A 21,962-nucleotide genomic window follows, 5' to 3' on the forward strand; every position below is an offset into this window, starting at 1 on the left:
TTGTGCCTAGTTGCAACACTTAAATGACGAAAAGTTTATTCTCGGAAACATACTTGCTATACTAGGTAGTCCGTCGCGGTGGCGGAGATTAACATATCGTTGGATTGTAGCAATGCTCAAGAAAATCGATTCCTCCCAGTTGCGCGTGGGCATGGCCATCCACGACCTCGACTGCGGCTGGATGGAACACCCCTTCGTGCGCGCCAAGTTCGTCCTCAGTACCGACGATGAAATCCGCAAGATTACCCGTGCCGGCATCCGCAACGTCGTCATCGACTGCGCCAAGGGCATCGATGTCGAGGCCGCGCCGACGCTTGCAGAAGCCCAGGCCAAGACCGAAGCCGAGGTAACGGCGATTGCTAGCAAACCCGTCAACCTGGTGCGCACTTCGCTGGGCGACGAGATGCAGCGCGCCGTCGGCATCCGGCGCCAGGCAGTGCACCTGGTGCGCACGGTGATGCAGGATGCGCGTCTTGGTAAAGCGGTCGAGATGGAAAATGTCTCGCCGGTCGTGCAGAGCATCACCGAATCGATCCTGCGCAATAACGGCGCCTTGCTCAGCCTGATGCGCATCAAGACCAAGGACGACTATACCTTCCTTCATTCGGTCAGTGTGTGCACCTTGCTGGTGGCCTTCTGCCGCTCGCGCGGCCTGGACGAGGAAACGATTTACCAGGCTGGCGTCGGCGGCTTGCTGCATGACACCGGCAAGGCGCTGGTGCCCGATTCCATCCTGAACAAGCCCGGGCGCCTGACCGACGAGGAATTCGCGATCATCAAGAAGCACCCGCGCGACGGTTACGACATCCTGCGCCAGACGCCGGAAATCGGCGCCATTCCCCTCGACATCACCCTGCACCACCACGAGCGGCGCGATGGCAGCGGGTATCCGGAAATGCAGAACGAGGGCGAGATTTCGGAACTGGCGCAGATGGCGGCGATCGTCGACGTCTACGACGCCATTACCTCGGACCGCAGCTACCACAAGGGCATGTCGGCGGCCGAGGCACTGCGCAAGATTTACGAGTGGAGCAAGTTCCACTTCAATCCGGCGATGGCCCAGGAATTCATGCGCTGCGTCGGCATTTATCCGGTCGGCACGATGGTGATGCTCGAATCGGGGCGCCTGGGGGTGGTGGTGGAGCCGCACGAGAGCAACCTGCTCACGCCGAAGGTGAATGTGTTCTTCAATACCAAGAAGCAGATGTACATTCGCCCGGAGCTGCTCGACCTGTCGCGCGCACTTGGTTTTGGCGGCGGCGACAAGATCGTGAGTCACGAGTCGCCGGATAAATGGCGCGTCGATCCGAACAAGTTCCTGCTGGTGTCTTAAAAGAACTCGGCGGTGTCGTTCGACGTCACCGTCTGCAGCAGCCCGCGCTCGACCAGCTCGTTGTAATGGCAGGCCTGGTTGCGGCCGTGGGTCTTGGCGTAGTACAGGGCCTGGTCGGCATGGCCGAGCGTGACCACGGGAGAATCGTAGGGGTTGATGCTGACAAAGCCGATACTCACCGTGACCTGTCCCACCTGCGGGAACTGGTAGGTTTCGACATTGCCGCGGAAGCGGTCGATGATGCGGCGCGCGTTTTCCAGCGTCGTCGAGCGCAGCAGGACCACGAATTCTTCTCCGCCGAAGCGAAACACCCGGTCCTGGGCGCGAAACGATGCTTGCAGCTGGTTCGCGATCAGGATCAGCACTTCATCCCCATACAAGTGGCCGAAGGTGTCGTTCACCATCTTGAAATGGTCGACATCGACAACGGCCAGCCATCCCTTTTCTTCTTCCTGATTGCAGCGCCGTTCAAGCTGGCCCGGTAGCGGCGGCTCCAGTTCGGCCGGGCATTGCAGCACCCGCGCCAGCTGGTCTTCGAAGGTCTTGCGGTTGAGCAGGCCAGTGAGCGAATCGCGTTCGCTGTAGTCGAGCAGATTCTGGAAATTGCGGTAGACGCCGACGATGCCGGCAATCATGTGGATGGTGTCGGCGGGGAAGGGCGCGTCGCGCACGATTTCGAGGCAGGTGTCGGCCTTGTCGCCGAACCAGATCGGTAGCCACAGGGTGCGCGTACAACCGGGACCGCAGGTTTCGACGCTGGTGTCGTGGCGCGCCAGGCAGGCCGCCAGGTCCGGATAGGCGTCCAGCGGCTGGCCAGGCGCGCCGCTGTCGTGCAGATCCTCGATGCGTGCGGCGCCGCCGCTGCCGATGCTGGCACGCACCCGCACATATTGGCAGGCGCCGACGGTGGTGATGGACAACACCCGCGTGTGCGCGGCGGCGGCCAGCTCCTGCACTGCCGCCACCACGGAGATGTCGAGCATCGCATGGTCGCGGTGGCCGGTCATGTCCACCATGTGTTTCAGAAGGGAATCCATGTCATTCTCAGAAATGTAATCAACACGGCACGGCTCTCCCAGGCCGGCGCGGCCACCGAAATTTCCTAAGAGCAAGCGAAACAGGATAATCCCTTTTTGTTATCCGAGCAATATTTGCGCGCGTCTTTTTGGCGTTTCAGGCGACACATCGCGCCACATGCGCCCCGCATCAATGTTTTATATAGGAAATTAATTCTACTGAGAAAGCTTGCCTTAAATCAACTTGCCGTACGGCATCATATTTTATAGTGAACTCACTGCAACGGAAACGGCGAAGCGCAGTTGGCGACGTCAAGGGAAGTGCTACCGCTGCAGGGTTGTTCTTATAAACCACCATATGGAGTTTTCATGAAAACGATCTCTACCGCTGTGCAAGCTTTCTTCGCTGACGAAGATGGTGTCACTGCCATCGAGTATGCCCTGATCGCTGCGCTGGTTGGTGTCGGTGTGGCGGTTGCCGCAAAAGCCTTGGGTACTGGTATTAGCTCGGCGTTCAATAACATCGTGAACCGTCTGGCTACTGCTGTTGCGTAATTAGGCCCGTTCGCCCTCCGGATTGCGGTCCGGAGGGCTTTTTTTTTTGACCACATGGAGTTTTTATGAAAACGATCTCTACCGCTGTGCAAGCGTTCTTCGCTGACGAAGATGGTGTCACCGCCATCGAGTATGCCCTGATTGCTGCGCTGGTTGGCGTCGGTGTGGCGGTTGCCGCGCAAGCGCTGGGTACCGGTATCAGCTCGGCGTTCAATAACATCGTGAACCGACTGGCTGCTGCTGTCGCGTAATTAGGCCCGTTCGCCCTCGGATTCGGTCCTGAGGGCTTTTTTGGGAGCTTGATCATGCCGATTTCGACCTGGCTCGACTTGCTGTTAATCATTCTCGTTGTCGGTGCGGCTGTAACCGACTTGTCCATCCGCAAAATCCCGAATCTTTTCCTGCTGCTCGCATGGTGCGGCGTGTTCGGCCTGCACCTGTGCGACACCGCTCCCCTCGATGGCCTGGCGCGTGCACTGGGCGGTGCGGCCATCGGTTTCATCCTGTTCCTGCCGCTGTACGTGGTGCGCGGCATGGCAGCCGGCGACGTCAAGCTGATGGCAACCGTCGGCCTCTTCCTTGGGCCTGAAGAAACGGCACTTGCCTGCGTCCTGACCTGGTGCCTGGGTGGGGTGATGGCGGTGGTGATGATCTTGATGACGCGGCGCTGGGGAGATGCCTGCGTCAACTTGCGCACGCTGCTGTTGTCCCAACTGCTACGCCTCGGGCCGCCGACCCCGGACAGCGCGCTGGCCCGCCCGAGCGTGGGCTCGATGCCATATGGACTTGCCATCGCCTTGAGTACGCTCTGGCTGTTAGCACAAAGTCATCTTCCGTAACGGTAACGGCTTGCTGCGGCTCAATGGCTTGGAAGACCTGGTGGCTAGAATGAATTCGATGTCTCGAGGGAATGTGCCCTCGTAAATGCAAGGAGAACTACGATGAGCGAAGCGCTGTCTTTCGCGGCGTCTGCGGCCGTTACCGGTATGGCGCCGGGTGTGCCCGCCCTGCCACCAGGGGAGGTCGAAATCGCCGCGATTTTGCCGCGCCAGCCAAGGACAGTCGCCGATACGGGGCTCGACCTGCGCTTGTTGTCCGGCCTTGTGCTCAAGACCTTGCATGTGACCGGGCGCGCGCCCTTGCCGCTCCTGGCCGGGAAACTGCGCCTGTCGATCAGTGTGTTGCGTGAAGTGCTGGGCGCCATCACGGTCGAGCAGCAAGCCGAAGTCGCCTGGTCGGGCGACTCGGATATCGATGTCCAGTACCAGTTGACGCCGATCGGTCAACGCGCCGCGCTCGATTGCCTGGCCCACTCGCCGTATATCGGCGCCGTTCCGGTAACGCTCGACGCCTATCGCGCGATGGTCGAGCGCCAGTCGCTGCGCCGGCCAGTCCTGCGCCACGCGCAACGGCAAGGCGGCCGGCCCGCGTCTCCTTCATACGCAACGGCACCGGGCGCACTCGCGGCCATGCTGGCCGACGACGGGCTCGATCCGGCCTTGTGCGAGGTGCTGGGGGCGGCGCTGCATGCGCAGCGGCCGCTGTTGCTGCATGGCCCGACCGGTTCCGGCAAGACCACATTGGCGCGCAAGCTGGCGCGCCTGCTGCCAGGGGCGGTCGCCGTGCCGTATGCGATCCTGGTCGGAGAACGGATCGTGCCGTTCCACGATCCGCTGCGTCATCCGGCGCCGCTGCCGCTGGGACGCCAGCAGCAGGAAGAACGGCGCAGCTGCGACGCGCGCTGGGCCATCTGCCAGCGTCCGCTGGTGCATGCCGGCGCTGAACTCGATGCGGCCATGCTCACGCTGCACCCCGATCCCGACAGCGGCATCCATCACGCCCCGCTGCAACTGCAGGCCAACAATGGCATCCTCGTTCTCGACGATATCGGGCGTGGCCGTACGCCGCTGGCCGAACTGCTCGCCACCTGGCTCGGCATGCTCGACGGCGCTCCGGCGCGTCTGGTGGCGGGCGGACATGGGGAGAGCATGCCATTCGACGCGATGCTCGTGCTCGTTACCAACCAGGCACCGGCCAGCGTCTTCGATCCGGCTTTCCTGCGCCGTATCGCTTACCGCATCGGCATGGGGCCGCTGGCCGAGCCAGGCTACCGCGCATTGATGCGCCGTGCCAGCCGCTTGCATGGCCTCGATTGCGACGAGGCCATGCTCGATCACCTGGTCAGGCACCTGCACCGCGCCAACGGCACGCCGCTGCTGGCTTGCTATCCGCACGAGCTGCTCGGCCGCGTGCTCGATTTCGCCGGTTTTGCCGGCACCGAACCCCGCCTGACGATTGCTGCCCTGGAGCAGGCGTGGAACAGTATCTGTACCAGCGGCAGCGCCCCGGCCTCGTGCCCCGTCGCAGGAATCGAACCATGAAAAACAAGCGTGCCCTTGTCGTGATGGCCATTGCCATTCTGTTCGGCCTGACCGCCGTGATCCTCGCTTCACGCTGGCTGCTGCTGCAGCCGACCTCCAGCGCCGGGCACATCGCGGTGGCGGCGACCGATATCAACCTCGGCCAGCGTTTGACGCCGGAGATGGTCAAGCTCGCCGAATGGCCCGCCGACAGCGTGCCCAAGGGTGCATTCACCGATCCGGCGAAGCTGACCGGCCGGGTGCTCAAGAGCAGCTTGCTGGCGGGCGAGCCGGTGAGCGAAGCCAAACTGGCGCCGGCCGGCACGCTCGGTGGACTGTCGGCCTTGATCACCGAAGGCAAGCGCGCGATCACGGTGCGCGTCAACGACGTCATCGGCGTGGCTGGCTTTACGCTGCCGGGAAATTATGTCGACATCATCGTCAGCACCCAGAAGGACCCGAGCCCCGAGACCAACGCACGCGAAGAAAGTATTTCGAAGATCGTCCTCGAACGCATCCTGGTGCTGGCGGTGGCACAGGAAGTCAACCGCGACGAAACCAAGCCGCGTGTGGTGAATGCCGTCACGCTCGAGGTCACGCCGGAACAGGCCGAGAAACTCGACCTGGCGCGCAGTGTGGGCACGCTGTCGCTGGCGCTGCGCAACCAGGTCGATCCGCTATCGGCGCAGACCGAAGGCGCGACCAAGCTGACCTTGCTGCCGGTGGCCGCGCCTATCGTCAAGCCAGTGCCACCGAAGCCGGCCGCTATGCCGCGCCGTCCCGAGAAGCCCACGGTACTGCGGGTCGCCACGCCACCCGTGCGACGCAATTGCGTCTCCGTCATCAACGGCCTGCATTCCTCGCAAGAGTGCCTCTGATCCCTTTACCGTGTCAGGTGAAATCATGAACTCCAGTTCAAAACCGTCCGCCTACTCCATCCGTCCGCGCGTCGGCTTGGGTTTGCTGCTGCGCCAATGTGCGCTTGGCAGCGCAGCGCTGGCGCTGGCCGGGGCCGCGCACGCTGCCCGCGTCACGCCCCAGGCCGATGCTGCACCGGCCGCTGGCGAACGCAACGGTACCGGGCCGCGCTGCAGCGGCGAAGCGGCGCGTCCTGCGCAGGTGGCGCTGCAGATGGGTAAATCGACCCTGATGCGCCTGCCCGAAGCGGTCCAGAACCGCAGCGTCGGCAACCCGGAAGTGGTGCAGGCGATGCTGGTGTCGGCGGACACGATGTACATCGCCGGCATCGATGTCGGCACCACCAATATGATCATCCAGGGCCGTAGCGGCTTGTGCAGCGTGCTCGATATCACGGTGTCGATGGATCCCAGCGCGCTGCAAGCAACGCTGGCCGCGGTCATGCCCGAGGAAAAAGACATCCGCGTCGTGGCGGCGGCCGATTCGCTGGTGCTGACCGGGACCGTCTCGGACTCCGCGGCACTGGCCCACGCCGCCGAACTGGCCAGCGCCTACGTGCGCCGTCCACTACGTCCGCTGGGCGCGGTGCCGAAGGAACTGGCGCCGAACGCGGCGGGCGCGGCGGGCGGCGGCGGTCCCAACCTGCGCCTGGTCAACCTGCTCGGTGTGGCGGCTCCCCAGCAGGTGCAGCTCGAAGTGAAGGTGGCCGAAGTGTCGAAAAACCTGCTCGAAAAGCTCGAGACAGGCGTGAACTGGAAATTTTTCGGTTCGGGCAGTTGGGCAACCGCGCTGGCGACGAACTTCCTGAGTGGCACCTTGAAAACCGGCCTGGTTTCCGGGCGCACGGACGGCAATGGGTATGGCGTCGCCGCCCAGAGGCAGGACAGCCTGGTGCGGGTGCTGGCCGAGCCGAACGTCATGGCCATCAGCGGCCAGGAAGGCAGTTTTCTCGCCGGCGGCAAGTTTTATATTCCGGTCGCACAGGACAACAACAAAATCACGTTGGAAGAAAAGGAATACGGCGTGGGGCTGCGATTTACCCCGACGGTGCTCAGTGGCGGCCGGATCAACCTGCGCGTCGCGCCCGAAGTCTCGGAGCTGTCGCGTGAAGGGATCGGTATCAATGCGTCGGGCATGTCCGCGGGCGCGATCTTGCCGGTCGTGACCACGCGCCGGGCCAGCACCACGGTCCAGCTTTACGACGGGCAAAGCTTCGCCATCGGCGGCCTGATCAAGAATAACCTGGTCACCAGCCTGAAAGGGCTCCCGGGACTGGGCGAGGTTCCGGTGCTTGGCGCGCTGTTTCGCAGCACTGATTTTCAGCAAGACCGTACCGAACTCGTCTTCGTGATCACGGCGCGCCTGGTCAAGCCGCTGACGGCCACCGGCTATGCCTTGCCGACCGACGGCGTCGATGCCCCGTCGCGCGCCGCCCTGATGCTGGGCGGGCGCCTGGAAAGCAAGGCAGAAATGCCCGCGCCAGTCGCGCGTACCGGCCAGAGCGTCGACGGTTTCGAACTCAAATAGGAGGCGGCAATGATCACCAGGACCATCGCAGGAATCGCGGCGCTGATGCTGCTGCAAGGCTGCGCGAGCGCGCCGCGTTTCGACCAGAACTTCGGCACGGCGGTGCGTACCAATCTCGCCGCGCAGACGGTCGATCCGCGCGCCGCGGCCAATACCAACCCCGCCAAGGGTATCGACGGGCCCGCTGCGCTGGCTGCCCAGGAGCGCTACCAGCGTTCCTTTATCCAGCCCGACAGCGCCGCGAGCACGCCGATGCTCAATACCGTCGGCAGCGGGCGCTAAGGCCGCGTCAACCATCGGTCTTGCTCGTTGCCGTCCCGAAAGCCAGTGCCTCACGAGGATTGTCATGAAAGCCCTACTGATCAGCCGCGACAGCCTGCTGTTTGCCGAGCTCGCCTCCCAGGGCGCGGCACGGGTGCCGCCGCTGAACGTGGCCAACAGCCGTGTCTCCATGCGCGAGGCGCTCGATCGGCCGCTGGGCGAGGCGCCGGGCGTGGTGATCGTCGATGCCGGCGACGGCGCGCCCGACGATGCCGACCTGCTCGAACGGATGGCGCGCCAGTATCCGGAAGCGCAATTCATGCTGCTCACCAGCGAGCATCAGCCGGAATTCCTGATTCGGGCAATGCGTGCCGGCGTGCGCGAGGTGCTGCAGCTGCCGCTCGTGCACCGGGCCTTCCATGAGGCGATGGACCGCATCGCCACCGCCGCCGGCGTCGCCCAGCTTCGCGACGGCAAGGTGCTGGCTTTCATCGCCTGCAAGGGCGGCAGTGGCGCGACCTTCATTTCGACCAACTTCGGCTATGCGCTTGCCACGCTGGCCGAAAAGAAGGTGCTGTTGATCGACCTGCACGGCCAGTTCGGGGATGCGGCGCTGTATGTCTCGGACCAGAAGCCGGCCATGACGCTGTCCGATGTATGCAAGCAGATCGCACGCATCGACGGGCCTTTCCTCGATTCCTGCCTGGTGCACGTCACGCGCGGCTTCGGCGTGCTGGCCGCGGCTGACGACCCATCGCAAGCGAAGGAAGCCAAGCCGGAACACATCGACGCCATCCTGCGCGTGGCGCGCCAGCACTACGACTACATCGTGCTCGATGTCGGGCGCCAGATCGACGCCGTCTCGCTGCGCGCGCTCGACAGCACCGATACCATTTATCCGGTGCTGCAGCTGGCGCTGCCCGACATTCGCGACGCACGCCGCCTGCTCGATATCTTCCGGTCGCTCGGCTACCCGCTCGAGACCATCCGCCTGATCGTCAACCGTTACGAAAAAGGGGGACGCCTGCGCCTGCCCGACCTGCACGCGGCACTCGGCTGCGAGGTCGTGCATACCGTGCCAAACGATTACGTCGCCGTTACCGATTCGGTCAACCAGGGTGTCCCGGTCCTCGAATTGTCGCGCGCCAGCGCGGCGGCGCGCAGCCTGGCCGACCTGGTGGAACTGGTCACCGCACGGCGCGCGCCGGAAACCCGTGGCTTGCTCGACCGCCTGTTCGGACGCGGTGAAGCCGAGTATTGATTTGCAAGGAGAATCCCATGTCGCTGCGCGAACGCCTTTCCATTTCGGACGATGACCGCAAGGCCGGCATGCTGCCCGCCGAAGCCGGCAACGGGGCCTACCAGGAACTGAAAAAGATGATGCACCAGATGATCCTCGACCGGATCGACCTGGAACGCCTGAAGCGCCTGACCGCCGAGCAGTTCAAGCACGAACTGGCACTGCTCATCCAGCGCATCATCGAGGAGGAGCGCATCGTCCTCAATCAGCATGAGCGGCACAATCTCGTGCTCGACATCCAGCATGAAATGCTCGGCTTCGGCCCGCTCGAGCCACTGCTGAACGACCCGACCGTCTCCGATATCCTCGTCAACACGTCCAGCCGCGTCTACGTCGAGCGTCGCGGCAAACTGGAAATGACCGACATCACCTTCCACGACAATGCTCACCTGATGAAGATCATCGAGAAGATCGTCTCGCGCGTGGGCCGCCGCGTCGACGAGTCGAGCCCGATGGTCGACGCCCGCCTGCCCGACGGCTCGCGCGTGAATGCCATCATCCCGCCGCTGGCCATCGACGGCCCCATCCTGTCGATCCGGCGCTTCAGCGCCTCGCCCCTCACGGTAGAGAACCTGCTCGACTACAAAAGCATGACGCCGCCGATGGTGAAGGTGCTGCAAGGCCTCGGCATCGCCAAGATCAACATCCTGATTTCGGGCGGTACCGGCAGCGGCAAGACCACGCTGCTCAATCTGCTGTCAGGCTTCATTCCCGCCAACGAGCGCATCGTCACCATCGAAGACGCGGCCGAGCTGCAGCTGCGTCAGCCGCACGTGGTGCGGCTCGAAACGCGGCCGGCGAACATCGAAGGCAAGGGCGAAGTCACGCAGCGCGCGCTGGTCAAGAATGCACTGCGCATGCGCCCGGACCGCATCATCCTCGGCGAGGTGCGCGGCCCCGAGGCGCTCGACATGCTGCAGGCGATGAATACCGGCCACGAAGGCTCGCTTGCGACGATCCACTCGAACACCCCGCGCGACGCCTTGTCTCGCCTGGAGAACATGGTCGGCATGGCCGGTGTGAACCTGACGCCGCGTGCGATCCGCCAGCAGATCTGTTCGGCGGTGACGGTGGTGGTGCAGGCCTCGCGCCTGATCGACGGCGGCCGCAAACTGGTCAGCATCCAGGAAATCACGGGTATGGAAGGCGACATCATCTCGATGCAGGAGATCTTCCATTTCGAGCAGACCGGCGTCGACCGCGACGGCAAGGTGCTCGGACAGTTCTCCGCAACCGGCGTGCGTCCGCGCTTTGCCGACCGCCTGAAGATGTACGGCGTCGAAATCCCCGACGACACCTTCGACCCCGACCGCATCTTCCAATAAACCCGCAGGCAGTACCTGCAGTGGAGCCGCACAATGGACCTGCTTTTCTACAGCTTCACCGTCTTCCTGTTCGCCGCCGTCATCCTGATGATCGAGGGTTTGTATATATGGTGGTCGAGTAACCACGGCAAGGCTGCCAGGCGCGTCGCGCGCCGGCTGCAGGTCATGTCCGGGGAAGCGGGCCGCTCCGGCGAACGCATCTCGATTCTCAAGCAGCGCCGGTTCAGTGCCCACGAAGGCTTCGATCGCCTGCTGCATCGTATCGAGCCCTTGCAACGGCTCGATACCTTGTTGCTGCAAGCCGGCAGCGCGCTGACGGTGGCCCGTTTCCTCGGCTGTTCCGCGGCTGCCTTCCTGCTGGCCATTCTGGTGAGTACGCACTGGCCATTCCCGTTCGCCCTGCGCTTGCTGGCGGTGCTGCCGGCGCTCGGCATCCCTTATTTTATGGTGCGGCGCGCACGTGCGCGGCGCCTGCGCCGCATCGAGCACCAGTTGCCCGATGCGGCCGACTTCATCGCACGTGCCTTGCGTGCCGGGCACTCGTTTACGAATGTGCTGCAGATCGTCGGCAACGAGCTGCCAGAACCGCTGAGCACCGAGTTCCGTATCGCGCGCGAGGAGATCAATTACGGCGTGCCGATGGGCGAAGCCCTGCATAACATGGCGGCCCGCATCCCGCTGACCGACCTGCGCTACATGATCATCGCGGTGCTGATCCAGCGCGAATCGGGCGGCAACCTGGCCGAAATCCTCGGCAACATCAGCACCATCATCCGCAGCCGCCTGAAGCTGCTGGCCCAGGTGCGCGTGCTGTCGGCCGAGGGCCGCATGTCGGCCTGGATTCTCGGCCTGCTGCCCTTCGGCGTCATGCTGACGCTAACCCTGCTCAATCCGGACTACGTCAGCTTGCTGTGGACCGACCCGACCGGGATCCGCCTGCTGTGGTACGCGGGCGGCATGATCCTGCTCGGCGTCCTCTGGCTGCGCAAGCTGATCCGGATCCGTATTTGAGGAGCTGCCATGAATGCCGCACAATTATCGTTCCTGCTGATCGTTTTCGGCATCGTCTGCGCGCTCGCCTGGCTGGCGATGATCCTGTTCGCGCCGGTGGCGCTGCGCACCCGGTTGCGCCGTTTCATCGGCAAGTCCGATACCACCCAGCTCGAATCCGGCGGCTGGGTGGAGCGGGTGGCCAAGATGACGCAGCCGCTGACCAAGCTGTCGATTCCGGAAGAGGGCTGGGAAAAATCGCCGCTGCGCACCCGCTTCATGAACGCAGGCTGGCGCAACCCATTTGCGCCGACCCTGTTTTTTGCCGCGAAAACGGCACTGGCATTGCTGGGACCCGCCATCATCGGGGTGCTGGTCGCGGCCGCCGTCATCCCGTTGGCGGGCGTCGAGCTGCTGTTCCTGCTGCTGCTGGCGGCAGCGGTCGGCTACTACATGCCCAACCTCAGCCTGAACCACATCGCGCGGCGGCGCCAGCGCGAGATCTTCGAGACCCTGCCCGACGCCCTCGACCTGCTCACCGTGTGTGTCGAGGCTGGCCTCAGCCTGGAACGCGCCTTTGTCAAAGTGGCGGGCGAAATCCATATCAAAAGCGTGACGCTGGCGCAGGAACTGCAGCTGGTTCTGATGGAAATGCGCGCCGGCTTCAGCAAGGACAGAGCCTTGCGCAATTTCGCCCTGCGCAGCGGCGTCGACGACGTCGATACCCTGGTGGCCATGCTGATCCAGTCCGAGCGCTTCGGTACCAGCGTCGGCGACTCGCTGCGCGTGTATTCGGAAAACCTGCGCAACAAACGGCGCATGCAGGCCGAGGAATGCGCCGCCAAGATCGGCCTGAAACTGCTCTTTCCGCTCATCTTCTGCATTTTCCCGACGCTGCTGATGGTCCTGATGGGGCCCGCAGGAATCCAATTGACCCGCACACTGGGCAGCATCAACGGCTCTTGAATCAAGGAAAAATCCCATGCAATCCCGCCGCATCCTCCAACAAATCTCGGTGCTGTGCGCCAGTGCGCTGCTGCTCGCCTGCGCCGACGTCGCACGCCAACCTGCCGCGGCGCCTGCCGCCGATGCCGACCGCGCCTACGACCAGGGGCGCCAGCATCACCTGGCTGGCCGCTATGCCGACGCCATTACGGCCTACCGCAGCGTGCTTGCCGCGTCGCCCCGGCACGTGCGCGCGCGCAATGCGCTGGCGGCGGCATTTGCACGCCAGGGGGATTTCACGCAGGCCATTCCCATCTGGCGCGCGCTGACCGAGGAATTGACAGCGGGGAATGGCCCGGATGGCGCCTACCTGTTTGCCAACCTCGGCTATGCCTATCTGCTGGGTGGCGACCTTCAAAAGGCCGTCGCCGCGCTGGAAAAAGCCTGCGTCCTCGATCCGCTCGACCACCGCGCCTGGAACAACCTCGGCGAAAGCCTGCGCCGGCTCGGCCAGGAGGATCGCGCAGCCTTGATGTTTCGTCAGGCCAATACGCTGCGCAACCACGATTTCCGTGGCGATGTCGCAGCGGCGGGCGGCACGGCGGTGGCGGCGATCAAAGCGGCGGTCGCCAGCCCGGCGCGGCCCGACAACGGCTGGACGGCGACCGAAGTGCGCACGGCCGCCGACGGCACCCTCGAGCTGCTGCGTTCGCCGGCGCAAGGCATGCTGGCGCGCGAGGCGCCGCTACCGCAGCCGCTTCCACCTGCGCCGCGCACGCGACTGGATGTCGTGCTGCTTGAAATTCGCAATGGCAATGGCGTCACCGGCATGGCGCGCTCGCTGTCGCGCCAGATGGTCGGCAATGGCCTGCAGGTAACACGGTTGAGCAACGAAAAGGGCTTCCAGGTGCGCCGCACCCGCATCGAGCACCATGCCGATTTTCGCGCCGCGGCCGAGCTGCTCGCGCAACGGCTGGGCGAGCGCGAAACGGGGCGCTTCGATCCCGTCCAGATTGTGCAGGTCGACACGTGCAAGCCGAACGACATGCTCCTGATCCTGGGCCAGGATCTGGCACGCGGGCAACTGGTGCTACGCCCGGCTGTGCCAAGGGATCGCCTGCTGGCAACAGAGGCGTTGCCAAACAAGGCGCCATAAGGCGCGCTGGCCCGGTACTTTTGTTCCGTATCAAACGCTGTCGATACGCGCACCCGAAAATGAAGCGATATTCTTCATCTCACGGGAGCGTCGCCATGAACATTGCACAGCGTTTCGCATCGATGTTCGCCGCCTTCATGGTCGTCCTGCTGGTCGGTTGCGCGCCGACCAGCACGAGCGAAGGCACGGGTGAATACATCGACGACAGCCTCATCACCAGCAAGGTCAAGGCCGCCTTTGCGTCCGATCCCACCGTGAAGGCCACCGAAGTGAATGTGGAAACCTTCAAGGGCACGGTACAGCTGAGCGGCTTTGTCGAATCGCGCGAGAGCGCCCAGAAGGCGGTACAACTCGCGCGTGAGGTCAAGGGTGTGAAGGAGGTACGCAACAACACCGTCATCAAGTAGCCAACCCTCAGCGCCAGCTCACCTTGCCCATGCCGCCGGTCGTGGCATTGCGCTGCGCCGGCTTGCCATAGACGGTGGCCGAGCCCATGCCGCTCAGGTTCAGGCTCGCCGCCGCGCTGGCGTACACGGTTGCGCCGCCGAGACCGCTCAAGTCGAGGTCCACGGTTTCGGCGCGCAGCTTTTCAGCGTCCAGGTTGCCGATGCCTGCCAGGGTTGCGCGCAGTGTGCGGGTCTGGCCGGTCACGGCGAGCTGCCCGGCGCCGCGCAGCGCAAGGTCCATGCGCTCAGCTTTTGCTGCATCGATCGTCAGGCTGCCGACCCCGCCCAGGCGCGCATCGACATTGCGGTAACTGCCATTGAGCGTGACGGCGCCCGCGCCATCGAGGGCGAGCACGATCTTCTCGCCGCCGAAGCCGCTGACCGTGCTGGCGCCCACACCTTCCGACACGAACTCGGCCAGGTTCGGCACCACCAATTCCGCGCGCAGCTTGGGATTGCGGCCGAGGCTGTAGTTGTTGCGGCGTTCGGTGCCGATCTCCAGTGTTTCTCCGTGCTGGTCCGTCGTCACGCGCGCAACATCCGCCCGTTCACCCGAAATGACGAGCGAGGGCGTCACGCCCTGGCGCACGACGAGATCCACCACGCCGTCGAGTTTGACACGGGTGACGCGGGCATCGACCTTGCGCGTTTCACGCACGAGGTCGGCCGCCAGTGCCGCGCCGGCGCTCAGGGTCAGGGCCGAAGCCATCAGGGTAGTGCCGAGCAGTTTGTTCATGGTTGTCTCCGTTGTCGAGTGGATGAGGCCACTATAGGTGCGGAGACTTGCGATGGTGCGGGCTGTGCGACGGGCTGCATAAACAGCGGAATGAAGCGCCGAAACCGCGTCGATGCCGGCGCCAATTGGCCGCGGCTGCGCGATCGCTTACCGGCGCAGCGCCCGCCTGACCAGCAACCCCGCACCCACCAGCGACAGCACCACTACCGCGAGCGCCAGCCAGCCTTCGTATTCGTGGATCAGGTGCGGCATGCCGGTCTCGTGGGCCTGGGCAGGGGCGGCGGTGAATGTGGCGGCAAGGATCGCCAGCAGGAGTGCGGCAATGGGCGCCACGCGGCGCAGGAACGGGGACATGGCAACTCCTTGATCAGATGGAAGCGGGGACGGCATCGAGCAAGCCTTGACGCCGGATGAATGCAACGATCTCGTCGACACCCGCGCCATGGCGCAGGCTGGTAAACACGAAGGGACGGGATCCGCGCATGCGCGCCGCATCGGCACGCATCACCTCCAGATTGGCGCCGACGTGGGGGGCCAGGTCGGTCTTGTTAATGACGAGCAGATCCGAACGCGTGATGCCCGGCCCGCCCTTGCGTGGAATTTTTTCGCCGCCGGCGACGTCGATCACATAAATCGTCAGGTCGCATAATTCGGGACTGAAGGTCGCCGCCAGGTTGTCGCCGCCCGATTCGAGCAGGATCAGGTCGAGCTGCGGAAAGTCCGCACTCATGCGCGCAATCGCTTCCAGGTTGATCGATGCATCCTCGCGAATCGCCGTATGCGGACAGCCGCCGGTCTCCACGCCCATCAGGCGCTCGGCCGGCAATGCTTCGGCGCGCAGCAGGATCTCCATGTCTTCGCGCGTATAGATGTCGTTCGTGATCACCGCCATCTCGTAGTGCGCGCGCATCGCCTTGCACAGCATTTCGCAGAGCGCCGTCTTGCCCGAGCCGACCGGCCCGCCAATCCCGACGCGCAGCGGCGTTTTGATTGCTTCCATCTCCATCTCCTTATGAGCGGTACAGCCGGCTGTATTGCACTTCATGCCGCATCGACAGCAGCGACAAACCCAGGGCCCAGTTCGACAGCGCGCCGTCCGGCAGCGCCTGCGCGTAGCGGGCGGTCTCTTCGACGGCGGGAGCCAGCGCCAGCAGCATCTTTTGTCCGGCCACCTGGCCCAAGGGGACGGTCTTGACGCAGACCAGCACCTGATTTTCGACCCACGAGAACAGCGCGCCGAGCAGGGCGGCGGCCGGCACCACGCCCAGCGCCGCGGCCGCGCAGGCATAGGCCGCCGGCAGCGACAGGGCGGCGGCGTCGAGCAGTGCCAGCATGCGCGCGTCCGCTTCCGGCACATCATCGAGCAGGGCGCCCAGCAGCTGGCGCAGCGAATAACCCATCTGGATGGTTTCGGCGCGCAGCTCGGCGGTGTCGCGGGCAGCGAGCCAGCGCTCGCTCCAGTCGCAGATGGCAACCCCGTCGCGTTCGGCGAAGGCAAGCAGCAACCGCCACTGCACCGGCGCGTCGAAACGGGCCACTACCTCGTTCAAGGCCGCATGGATCCAGGCACGCGCGCTTGCCGCGTCATGCACCATGCCGGCGTCGATCGCGCTTTCCAGGCCTTGCGAATAGCTGTAGGCGCCGATCGGCAGCGAAGGGCTGGCCAGTTGCAGCAGGCGCAGCAGGGCGGTGTCGTTGATCATGGAAGATCCGACGGCCGGTGAATCTTCTGGCGCACCGGTACCGGCGCCAGCGGATGCTCGCCATGATGGTGGCCGCCGCCATATGCGCCTGCTTCCGGCTCGAACGGCGCCAGCTCGGACCTCACCTGTGCACCCAGCCCGGCCAGCATCTCTTTGAGCACCGGGTCGGCGCGGATGCGCAGCCAGCCATTGCCCACCTGCGCCTGCGTGTGCCGGTTCCCGAGATAAAAGGCACAGCGCACCAGCGCGGCCGCATCTGCGTGCGTCACCGTGTACAGGCTTTCCGCTTCGGCGACGATGCGCACGACGCGGTCATCGTCTCCGCGCAGCAGGTCTCCCCCGCGCAGGACCGTGCCGCGCGGGCGCAGCACCGCCACTTCCTCGCCGTTGACGAGCGCTGCGCGCAGGCGGCTTTTTTCGCGCAAATGAAAGGGCAGCACCAGTTCGTCGTCCACCGGCGCCGGGCCCTCGATCAGGGTATGCAGGATCAGCATGCGTGGCCCCTAAAATAAAAAATAGCGCTGCGCCAGCGGCAACTCGGCCGCGGGCTCGCAGTGCAGCAGCACGCCGTCGGCGCGCACTTCATAGGTTTCGGGATCGACCTGCATGTGCGGCGTGGCGTCGTTGTGAATCATGTCGGCTTTGCCCAGGCGGCGCGTGTCGCGCACCGCCAGCAGCGGTTTAATGAGTCCAAGCTGCGCGCCAATGCCGGCGTCCAGCGCCGCCTGCGACACGAAGGTATGGGACTTGGTCAGGGCGCGCCCGAAGGCGCCGAACATCGGCCGCGCATGAACCGGCTGCGGCGTCGGAATCGAAGCGTTCGGATCGCCCATTTGCGCCGCCGCGATCATGCCGCCCTTGATCACCATCGACGGTTTGACGCCGAAGAAGGCCGGCTTCCACAGCACCAGGTCGGCAATTTTTCCCGGTTCGACCGAACCGACTGCATGCGCGATACCGTGCGTGATGGCCGGATTGATCGTGTATTTCGCCACATAGCGCTTTACGCGCGCGTTGTCGTGGCGTGCGGGGTCGCCCGGCAGGGCGCCGCGCTGCAGCTTCATCTTGTGCGCCGTCTGCCAGGTGCGCAGGATGGTTTCGCCGACGCGCCCCATCGCCTGCGAGTCGGACGACATCATCGAAATCGCGCCCAGGTCGTGCAGGATGTCCTCGGCCGCGATCGTTTCTCTCCGGATGCGCGACTCGGCGAAGGCGATGTCCTCGGCGATCGCCGCGTCGAGGTGGTGGCAGACCATCAGCATGTCGAGGTGCTCGTCGAGCGTGTTGACGGTGTAGGGGCGGGTTGGATTGGTCGACGAGGGCAGCACGTTCGATTCGCCGACGGCGGCGATGATGTCCGGCGCATGGCCACCGCCGGCGCCTTCCGTATGAAAGGTGTGGATCGTGCGGCCTTTGAAGGCGGCCAGCGTATGCTCGAGAAAGCCCGCTTCGTTGAGCGTGTCGCTGTGGATCGCGACCTGGATGTCCATGGCATCGGCCACGCCCAGGCAGGTGTCGATCGCGTTGGGTGTCGTGCCCCAGTCTTCATGCAGCTTGAGGCCGATGACGCCGGCCTGCACCTGTTCAACCAGTGGCCCCGGCTGGCTCGCATTGCCCTTGCCGAAAAAGCCCAGGTTCATCGGAAAGGCCTCGGCCGCCATCAGCATCGAGTGGATGTGCCAGGGCCCCGGCGTGCAGGTGGTGGCGGCCGTGCCGACGGCGGGCCCGGTGCCGCCCCCGAGCGTGGTCGTGATCCCGCTAAACAGGGCTTCCTCGATCTGCTGCGGGCAAATGAAGTGAATGTGGCTGTCGACGCCGCCCGCGGTGACGATCATGCCCTCTCCCGCGATGATCTCGGTCGCGGCGCCGATCACGATCGTCACGCCCGGCTGGATATCCGGATTGCCGGCCTTGCCGATGGCCGCGATCATGCCGTCTTTTAATCCGATATCGGCCTTGACGATGCCCCAGTGATCGACGATGACGGCGTTCGTGATCACCGTGTCCGCCACCTGCGCGTGGACCCGCTGCGACTGGCCCATGCCGTCGCGGATCACCTTGCCGCCGCCGAATTTCACCTCTTCGCCATAGACCGCGTAATCGCGCTCGATTTCGATGAACAGGGCGGTATCGGCCAGGCGCAGGCGGTCGCCCACGGTCGGACCATACATCTCGGCGTACGCCTGGCGCCCGATGCGGCTCATGGCGCCTCCTTCAACGGACCGTTCACCACACCGTTGAAACCGAAGACGATCCGGTCGCCGCCGAGCGCGACGAGGGTAACGGTGCGCACCTGTCCCGGCTCGAAGCGCACCGCGGTGCCGGCGGCGATATCGAGGCGCATGCCGTAGGCCAGGCCGCGCTCGAAGCGCAGCGCCGGATTGGTCTCATAAAAGTGGTAGTGCGAGCCGACCTGGATCGGGCGGTCGCCCCCATTGGCCACCTCGAGCGCGATGGCCGGCCTGCCGCTATTGAGTTCCAGCTCGCCCGCCTCGATCAGCATTTCTCCTGGTATCACAGGCGTCTCCTAGATGATCGGATGGTGAATGGTGACGAGCTTGCTGCCGTCGGGGAAAGTGGCCTCGACCTGCACGTCGGGAATCATCTCCGGCACGCCTTCCATGACTTCGCCGCGCGACAGGATGCTTGTTCCCTCGCTCATCAATTGCGCCACGCTCTTGCCGTCGCGCGCGCCTTCCATGATCGCGGCCGAGATATACGCAACCGCCTCCGGATAATTCAGTTTCAGGCCGCGCCCCTTGCGCCGTTCGGCCAGCAGGGCGGCGGTGAAGATCAGGAGCTTGTCTTTTTCACGGGGTGTGAGTTCCATGCTGTCCTCTCAGGTTGACCACAGGCGCGGGATGGCGGCCTCGCGCCCCAGCAGGGCCGGGCGCAGGCGGCGCCAGGCCGCCAGCAGCACCGCGCGCGCTGCTTCGCTCGAGTGGCCCAGATGGCGTACGACGACCATCTTCGGCAGCTGGGTGGCGCCGCTGCGGCCACCGGCGCGATCGAGCTCCTGGCGCAACTGCTGGAGCTGGCTGGCGTCGAGGCTCAGGCCGCAGGCGATGAGGGTCGCGCACACGCTGTTGCCGCCCAGGCCAAACGGGCTGTGCATGCCGGCGCCGGCGCCATCGATCTCGCCTTCTTCATGCCATACCAGTTGTCCATCGCGCCGGATCGTGCTGGTCTGGCGTACTGCGCCTTCGGCAAAGACTTCCCCCGATGCAGTACGGCCGAAGCAGAGGATCTCGCTGCCGAGATAGCGGGCATCCGCGGCAAGCGCGACCTCGTGGGTGAGTGCGACCTGCGCCTCGCGATACAACAGGGTTTCCTGCGGCAGCCATTCGAGCGCCGCGCCGGCGCCGACCGCGATGCGCACATCCTGGCGCGAGACGCGCCCATTGGCCCGGTACCACTTGCCGGCGCCGGGCGTCGTCAGCAGCGCGTGTGAGCCGGCCCCGGCCGAGATATCGATGGCAAGTGCGTCGCCGCCGACCACACCACCGGGCGGATGAATGATGACGGCGTGGCAGACGTCCGGACCTTCGGGATACAGCGCTTTCTGTACGCGCAACGGACCTGCATGCGACCGTTCAGCCAGCCGCGTACCCTGCGCACCGTGGTCGAAGCCGAGGCGCAGCTGCGCCTTCCAGGCGCCGCCGGGCAGGGGTGTATTCGACAGTGAGGGTGGGCAGGCAGTCATTGCTCATAGTTCAGCAAGAACCATGCCGCGCCAAAACGCCAGCGTTTTCCCGGAAGGAGGGCCTGGCTGCACCCGAACGGGGCATTTCGCCAATCACGCGCCAGCATGGCGCAGGCGCGGGCAAAGAAGGGGAGGGCGTCCGCAAAAACAAAAAGCCCAACCGGTGAGGGCTGGGCTTTCGCAGGAAGTGGTGCCGGCTGCCGGTTTCGAACTGGCCACCTGATGATTACAAATCAACTGCTCTACCAAATGAGCTAAGCCGGCGTAATCTGTACGGCAAGAATTATAACGCTATTTAATCCTGGTCAGCGTTGGGCGGCCGCCTTTTTTAGGCGGCTCATCGTCGTCGTCGGGCGAATGCGACACCGGGGCCGTGGACGCTTCGCCGGCGCTGTCGGGAACGGCCGACAGGGTTGGCGCGCTTGTCGGAGGCTCGTCCATGCTTGCCGCGCTTTCGGCGGCGGTGGCGCTGACGTCGAAGGCCATGCCCTGGCCGTTTTCGTTGGCGTAGATCGCCAGCACGTTTTGCACCGGTACATAGATTTCACGCGAGACGCCGGCGAAGCGCGCGCGGAACTGGATCGCGTCGTTGTCCATTTTCAGGCCGGAGGTCGCGCCAAAGGCGATGTTGAGGATGATCTCGCCCTTCTTGACGTATTCCATCGGCACCGTCGTGGCCGCGTCGACCTTGACTGCAAGATAAGGCGTGAAACCGCTGTCGGTGCACCACTCGTAGAGGGCGCGCAGCAGATAAGGCTTGGTGGAGATGTCAGGCATGTGCAGATGAGATAAACAGTGATCCGGCAATGGGGCGGCGAACAGATGCGCCAGCGCAGCTACCAAACGCACCGGTTCAGGGCCGGCGGCGCGTGTGGAAGGTACAAAAAAACGCGAACCGCCAGCTTACTGCGATTTATGAAACGGCGTCGCAAACACGGGCAGGACGGGAATGCGGACCATGGCGCCGGCTGCGGGGCAGGCGGCGCCATGGATCAGGTGCGCGTTTAACGGCGCATGACCTTTTCCGACGGCGTCAGCGCTTCGATGTAGGCAGGGCGCGAGAAGATGCGCTCGGCGTACTTCATCAGCGGTGCGGCGGTCTTCGACAGTTCGATGCCGTAGTGGTCCAGGCGCCACAGCAGCGGCGCGATCGCCACGTCGAGCATCGAGAATTCGTCGCCCAGCATGTATTTGTTCTTCAAGAACAGCGGCGCCAGCGTCGTCAGGCGGTCGCGGATTTCGGCGCGCGCCTTGTCGTGGGCTTTTTCGTTCGTCTTGTTGCGGTCGCTTTCCAGAACGTGCACGTGGACAAACAGTTCCTTTTCGAAATTGAACAGCATCAGGCGGGCACGGGCGCGCATCAGCGGGTCGGCCGGCATCAGCTGCGGATGCGGGAAGCGCTCGTCGATGTACTCGTTGATGATGTTCGATTCGTACAGAATCAGTTCACGCTCGACCAGGATCGGGACCTGGCCGTACGGGTTCATCGTCGAGATATCTTCCGGCTTGTTGAACAGGTCGACGTCGCGCACTTCGAAATCCATGCCTTTTTCGAACAGGACGAGGCGGCAACGTTGCGAGAACGGGCACGTGGTGCCAGAGTAGAGAACCATCATGGTTGGTCGTTCCTTAAGAAACAAAGGGGTGAAGCGCCGAGCGACTCACCCCGAATAAATAATTGCCCGTAT

At 64.3% G+C, this 21,962-nt stretch carries 26 protein-coding genes and 1 tRNA gene; 14 read left to right on the forward strand and 13 right to left on the reverse strand.

Annotated elements, in window-relative coordinates; translation table 11 throughout:
- Positions 1–112 precede the first annotated feature (112 nt).
- Entirely contained in the window at positions 113–1,333 is a 1,221-nt protein-coding gene (locus NMB41_RS00800) for an HD-GYP domain-containing protein (RefSeq protein ID WP_494380602.1), read from the forward strand.
- Here the strand turns inward: NMB41_RS00800 and NMB41_RS00805 are convergent.
- Positions 1,330–2,370 (reverse strand): GGDEF domain-containing protein, encoded by a 1,041-nt coding sequence (locus NMB41_RS00805; protein WP_494380603.1) that lies wholly within the window; start codon positions 2,368–2,370, stop codon positions 1,330–1,332. The genes NMB41_RS00800 and NMB41_RS00805 overlap by 4 nt on opposite strands.
- 348 nt (positions 2,371–2,718) lie before the next feature.
- On the opposite strand from NMB41_RS00805, the gene NMB41_RS00810 reads away from it, so the two are divergent.
- The 13 genes from NMB41_RS00810 to NMB41_RS00870 all read left to right on the forward strand — a co-directional run bounded on the left by NMB41_RS00810 (position 2,719) and on the right by NMB41_RS00870 (position 14,093).
- Positions 2,719–2,904, forward strand: coding sequence for a Flp family type IVb pilin (locus NMB41_RS00810; protein WP_494380604.1), 186 nt, complete (start codon positions 2,719–2,721; stop codon positions 2,902–2,904).
- 65 nt (positions 2,905–2,969) lie between these two features.
- On the forward strand, positions 2,970–3,155 hold the full coding sequence (locus tag NMB41_RS00815) for a Flp family type IVb pilin (RefSeq protein ID WP_494380605.1): 186 nt from the start codon (positions 2,970–2,972) through the stop codon (positions 3,153–3,155).
- Positions 3,156–3,209: 54 nt separating this feature from the next.
- Positions 3,210–3,743 (forward strand): A24 family peptidase, encoded by a 534-nt coding sequence (locus NMB41_RS00820; RefSeq protein ID WP_494380606.1) that lies wholly within the window; start codon positions 3,210–3,212, stop codon positions 3,741–3,743.
- A gap of 102 nt (positions 3,744–3,845) precedes the next feature.
- Complete coding sequence (locus NMB41_RS00825; protein ID WP_494380607.1) at positions 3,846–5,285, forward strand: ATP-binding protein; 1,440 nt, start codon at positions 3,846–3,848, stop codon at positions 5,283–5,285.
- Positions 5,282–6,142, forward strand: a complete 861-nt coding sequence (gene cpaB, locus NMB41_RS00830) for a Flp pilus assembly protein CpaB (RefSeq protein WP_494380608.1) — start codon at positions 5,282–5,284, stop codon at positions 6,140–6,142. Before NMB41_RS00825 ends, cpaB begins: the two co-directional genes overlap by 4 nt.
- A gap of 25 nt (positions 6,143–6,167) precedes the next feature.
- Positions 6,168–7,709 (forward strand): type II and III secretion system protein family protein, encoded by a 1,542-nt coding sequence (locus tag NMB41_RS00835; RefSeq protein WP_494380609.1) that lies wholly within the window; start codon positions 6,168–6,170, stop codon positions 7,707–7,709.
- Between the two features lie 9 nt (positions 7,710–7,718).
- Positions 7,719–7,991 carry a hypothetical protein gene (locus NMB41_RS00840; protein WP_494380610.1) on the forward strand — a complete coding sequence of 91 codons (273 nt, stop codon included), beginning with the start codon at positions 7,719–7,721 and terminating at the stop codon, positions 7,989–7,991.
- 64 nt (positions 7,992–8,055) lie between these two features.
- Positions 8,056–9,231 (forward strand): CpaE/TadZ family protein, encoded by a 1,176-nt coding sequence (locus NMB41_RS00845; RefSeq protein ID WP_494380611.1) that lies wholly within the window; start codon positions 8,056–8,058, stop codon positions 9,229–9,231.
- Positions 9,232–9,248: 17 nt separating this feature from the next.
- Positions 9,249–10,595 carry a TadA family conjugal transfer-associated ATPase gene (locus NMB41_RS00850; RefSeq protein ID WP_494380612.1) on the forward strand — a complete coding sequence of 449 codons (1,347 nt, stop codon included), beginning with the start codon at positions 9,249–9,251 and terminating at the stop codon, positions 10,593–10,595.
- A gap of 33 nt (positions 10,596–10,628) precedes the next feature.
- The gene (locus NMB41_RS00855; RefSeq protein WP_494380613.1) at positions 10,629–11,606 is read left to right on the forward strand and encodes a type II secretion system F family protein; all 978 of its coding nucleotides are present in this window, start codon (positions 10,629–10,631) and stop codon (positions 11,604–11,606) included.
- 9 nt (positions 11,607–11,615) lie between these two features.
- A complete protein-coding gene (locus tag NMB41_RS00860) occupies positions 11,616–12,551 on the forward strand; it encodes a type II secretion system F family protein (RefSeq protein WP_494380614.1) in 936 nt (311 codons plus the stop codon).
- Between the two features lie 16 nt (positions 12,552–12,567).
- Complete coding sequence (locus NMB41_RS00865) at positions 12,568–13,686, forward strand: LytR C-terminal domain-containing protein (RefSeq protein WP_494380615.1); 1,119 nt, start codon at positions 12,568–12,570, stop codon at positions 13,684–13,686.
- 95 nt (positions 13,687–13,781) lie between these two features.
- Positions 13,782–14,093 (forward strand): BON domain-containing protein, encoded by a 312-nt coding sequence (locus tag NMB41_RS00870; protein ID WP_494380616.1) that lies wholly within the window; start codon positions 13,782–13,784, stop codon positions 14,091–14,093.
- A 7-nt stretch (positions 14,094–14,100) separates the two neighbouring features.
- Here NMB41_RS00870 and NMB41_RS00875 read toward each other — a convergent pair whose 3' ends face one another.
- The 12 genes from NMB41_RS00875 to NMB41_RS00930 all read right to left on the reverse strand — a co-directional run bounded on the left by NMB41_RS00875 (position 14,101) and on the right by NMB41_RS00930 (position 21,890).
- Positions 14,101–14,868 carry a GIN domain-containing protein gene (locus NMB41_RS00875; RefSeq protein WP_494380617.1) on the reverse strand — a complete coding sequence of 256 codons (768 nt, stop codon included), beginning with the start codon at positions 14,866–14,868 and terminating at the stop codon, positions 14,101–14,103.
- A 147-nt stretch (positions 14,869–15,015) separates the two neighbouring features.
- The gene (locus tag NMB41_RS00880) at positions 15,016–15,222 is read right to left on the reverse strand and encodes a hypothetical protein (protein ID WP_494380618.1); all 207 of its coding nucleotides are present in this window, start codon (positions 15,220–15,222) and stop codon (positions 15,016–15,018) included.
- Positions 15,223–15,235: 13 nt separating this feature from the next.
- Positions 15,236–15,868: an urease accessory protein UreG gene (gene ureG, locus NMB41_RS00885; RefSeq protein ID WP_494380619.1), complete on the reverse strand. Its 633-nt coding sequence runs from the start codon at positions 15,866–15,868 to the stop codon at positions 15,236–15,238.
- A 10-nt stretch (positions 15,869–15,878) separates the two neighbouring features.
- On the reverse strand, positions 15,879–16,568 hold the full coding sequence (locus tag NMB41_RS00890; protein WP_494382910.1) for an urease accessory protein UreF: 690 nt from the start codon (positions 16,566–16,568) through the stop codon (positions 15,879–15,881).
- On the reverse strand, positions 16,568–17,065 hold the full coding sequence (gene ureE / locus NMB41_RS00895; RefSeq protein ID WP_494380620.1) for an urease accessory protein UreE: 498 nt from the start codon (positions 17,063–17,065) through the stop codon (positions 16,568–16,570). The genes NMB41_RS00890 and ureE overlap by 1 nt, the downstream gene beginning before the upstream one ends.
- 9 nt (positions 17,066–17,074) lie before the next feature.
- Positions 17,075–18,775, reverse strand: coding sequence for an urease subunit alpha (gene ureC, locus NMB41_RS00900; RefSeq protein WP_494380621.1), 1,701 nt, complete (start codon positions 18,773–18,775; stop codon positions 17,075–17,077).
- On the reverse strand, positions 18,772–19,089 hold the full coding sequence (locus tag NMB41_RS00905; RefSeq protein ID WP_494380622.1) for an urease subunit beta: 318 nt from the start codon (positions 19,087–19,089) through the stop codon (positions 18,772–18,774). The genes ureC and NMB41_RS00905 overlap by 4 nt, the downstream gene beginning before the upstream one ends.
- 9 nt (positions 19,090–19,098) lie before the next feature.
- The gene (locus NMB41_RS00910) at positions 19,099–19,401 is read right to left on the reverse strand and encodes an urease subunit gamma (protein ID WP_494380623.1); all 303 of its coding nucleotides are present in this window, start codon (positions 19,399–19,401) and stop codon (positions 19,099–19,101) included.
- A gap of 9 nt (positions 19,402–19,410) precedes the next feature.
- Positions 19,411–20,274: an urease accessory protein UreD gene (locus NMB41_RS00915; protein ID WP_494380624.1), complete on the reverse strand. Its 864-nt coding sequence runs from the start codon at positions 20,272–20,274 to the stop codon at positions 19,411–19,413.
- Between the two features lie 188 nt (positions 20,275–20,462).
- Positions 20,463–20,538: transfer RNA gene (locus NMB41_RS00920), tRNA-Thr, on the reverse strand.
- 27 nt (positions 20,539–20,565) lie between these two features.
- Positions 20,566–21,051: a ClpXP protease specificity-enhancing factor gene (locus tag NMB41_RS00925; protein WP_494380625.1), complete on the reverse strand. Its 486-nt coding sequence runs from the start codon at positions 21,049–21,051 to the stop codon at positions 20,566–20,568.
- Positions 21,052–21,278: 227 nt separating this feature from the next.
- Positions 21,279–21,890 (reverse strand): glutathione S-transferase N-terminal domain-containing protein, encoded by a 612-nt coding sequence (locus NMB41_RS00930; RefSeq protein ID WP_056342583.1) that lies wholly within the window; start codon positions 21,888–21,890, stop codon positions 21,279–21,281.
- Between the last annotated feature and the right edge of the window lie 72 nt (positions 21,891–21,962).

This window comes from Massilia sp. FBCC-B171 (genome assembly GCF_059134155.1).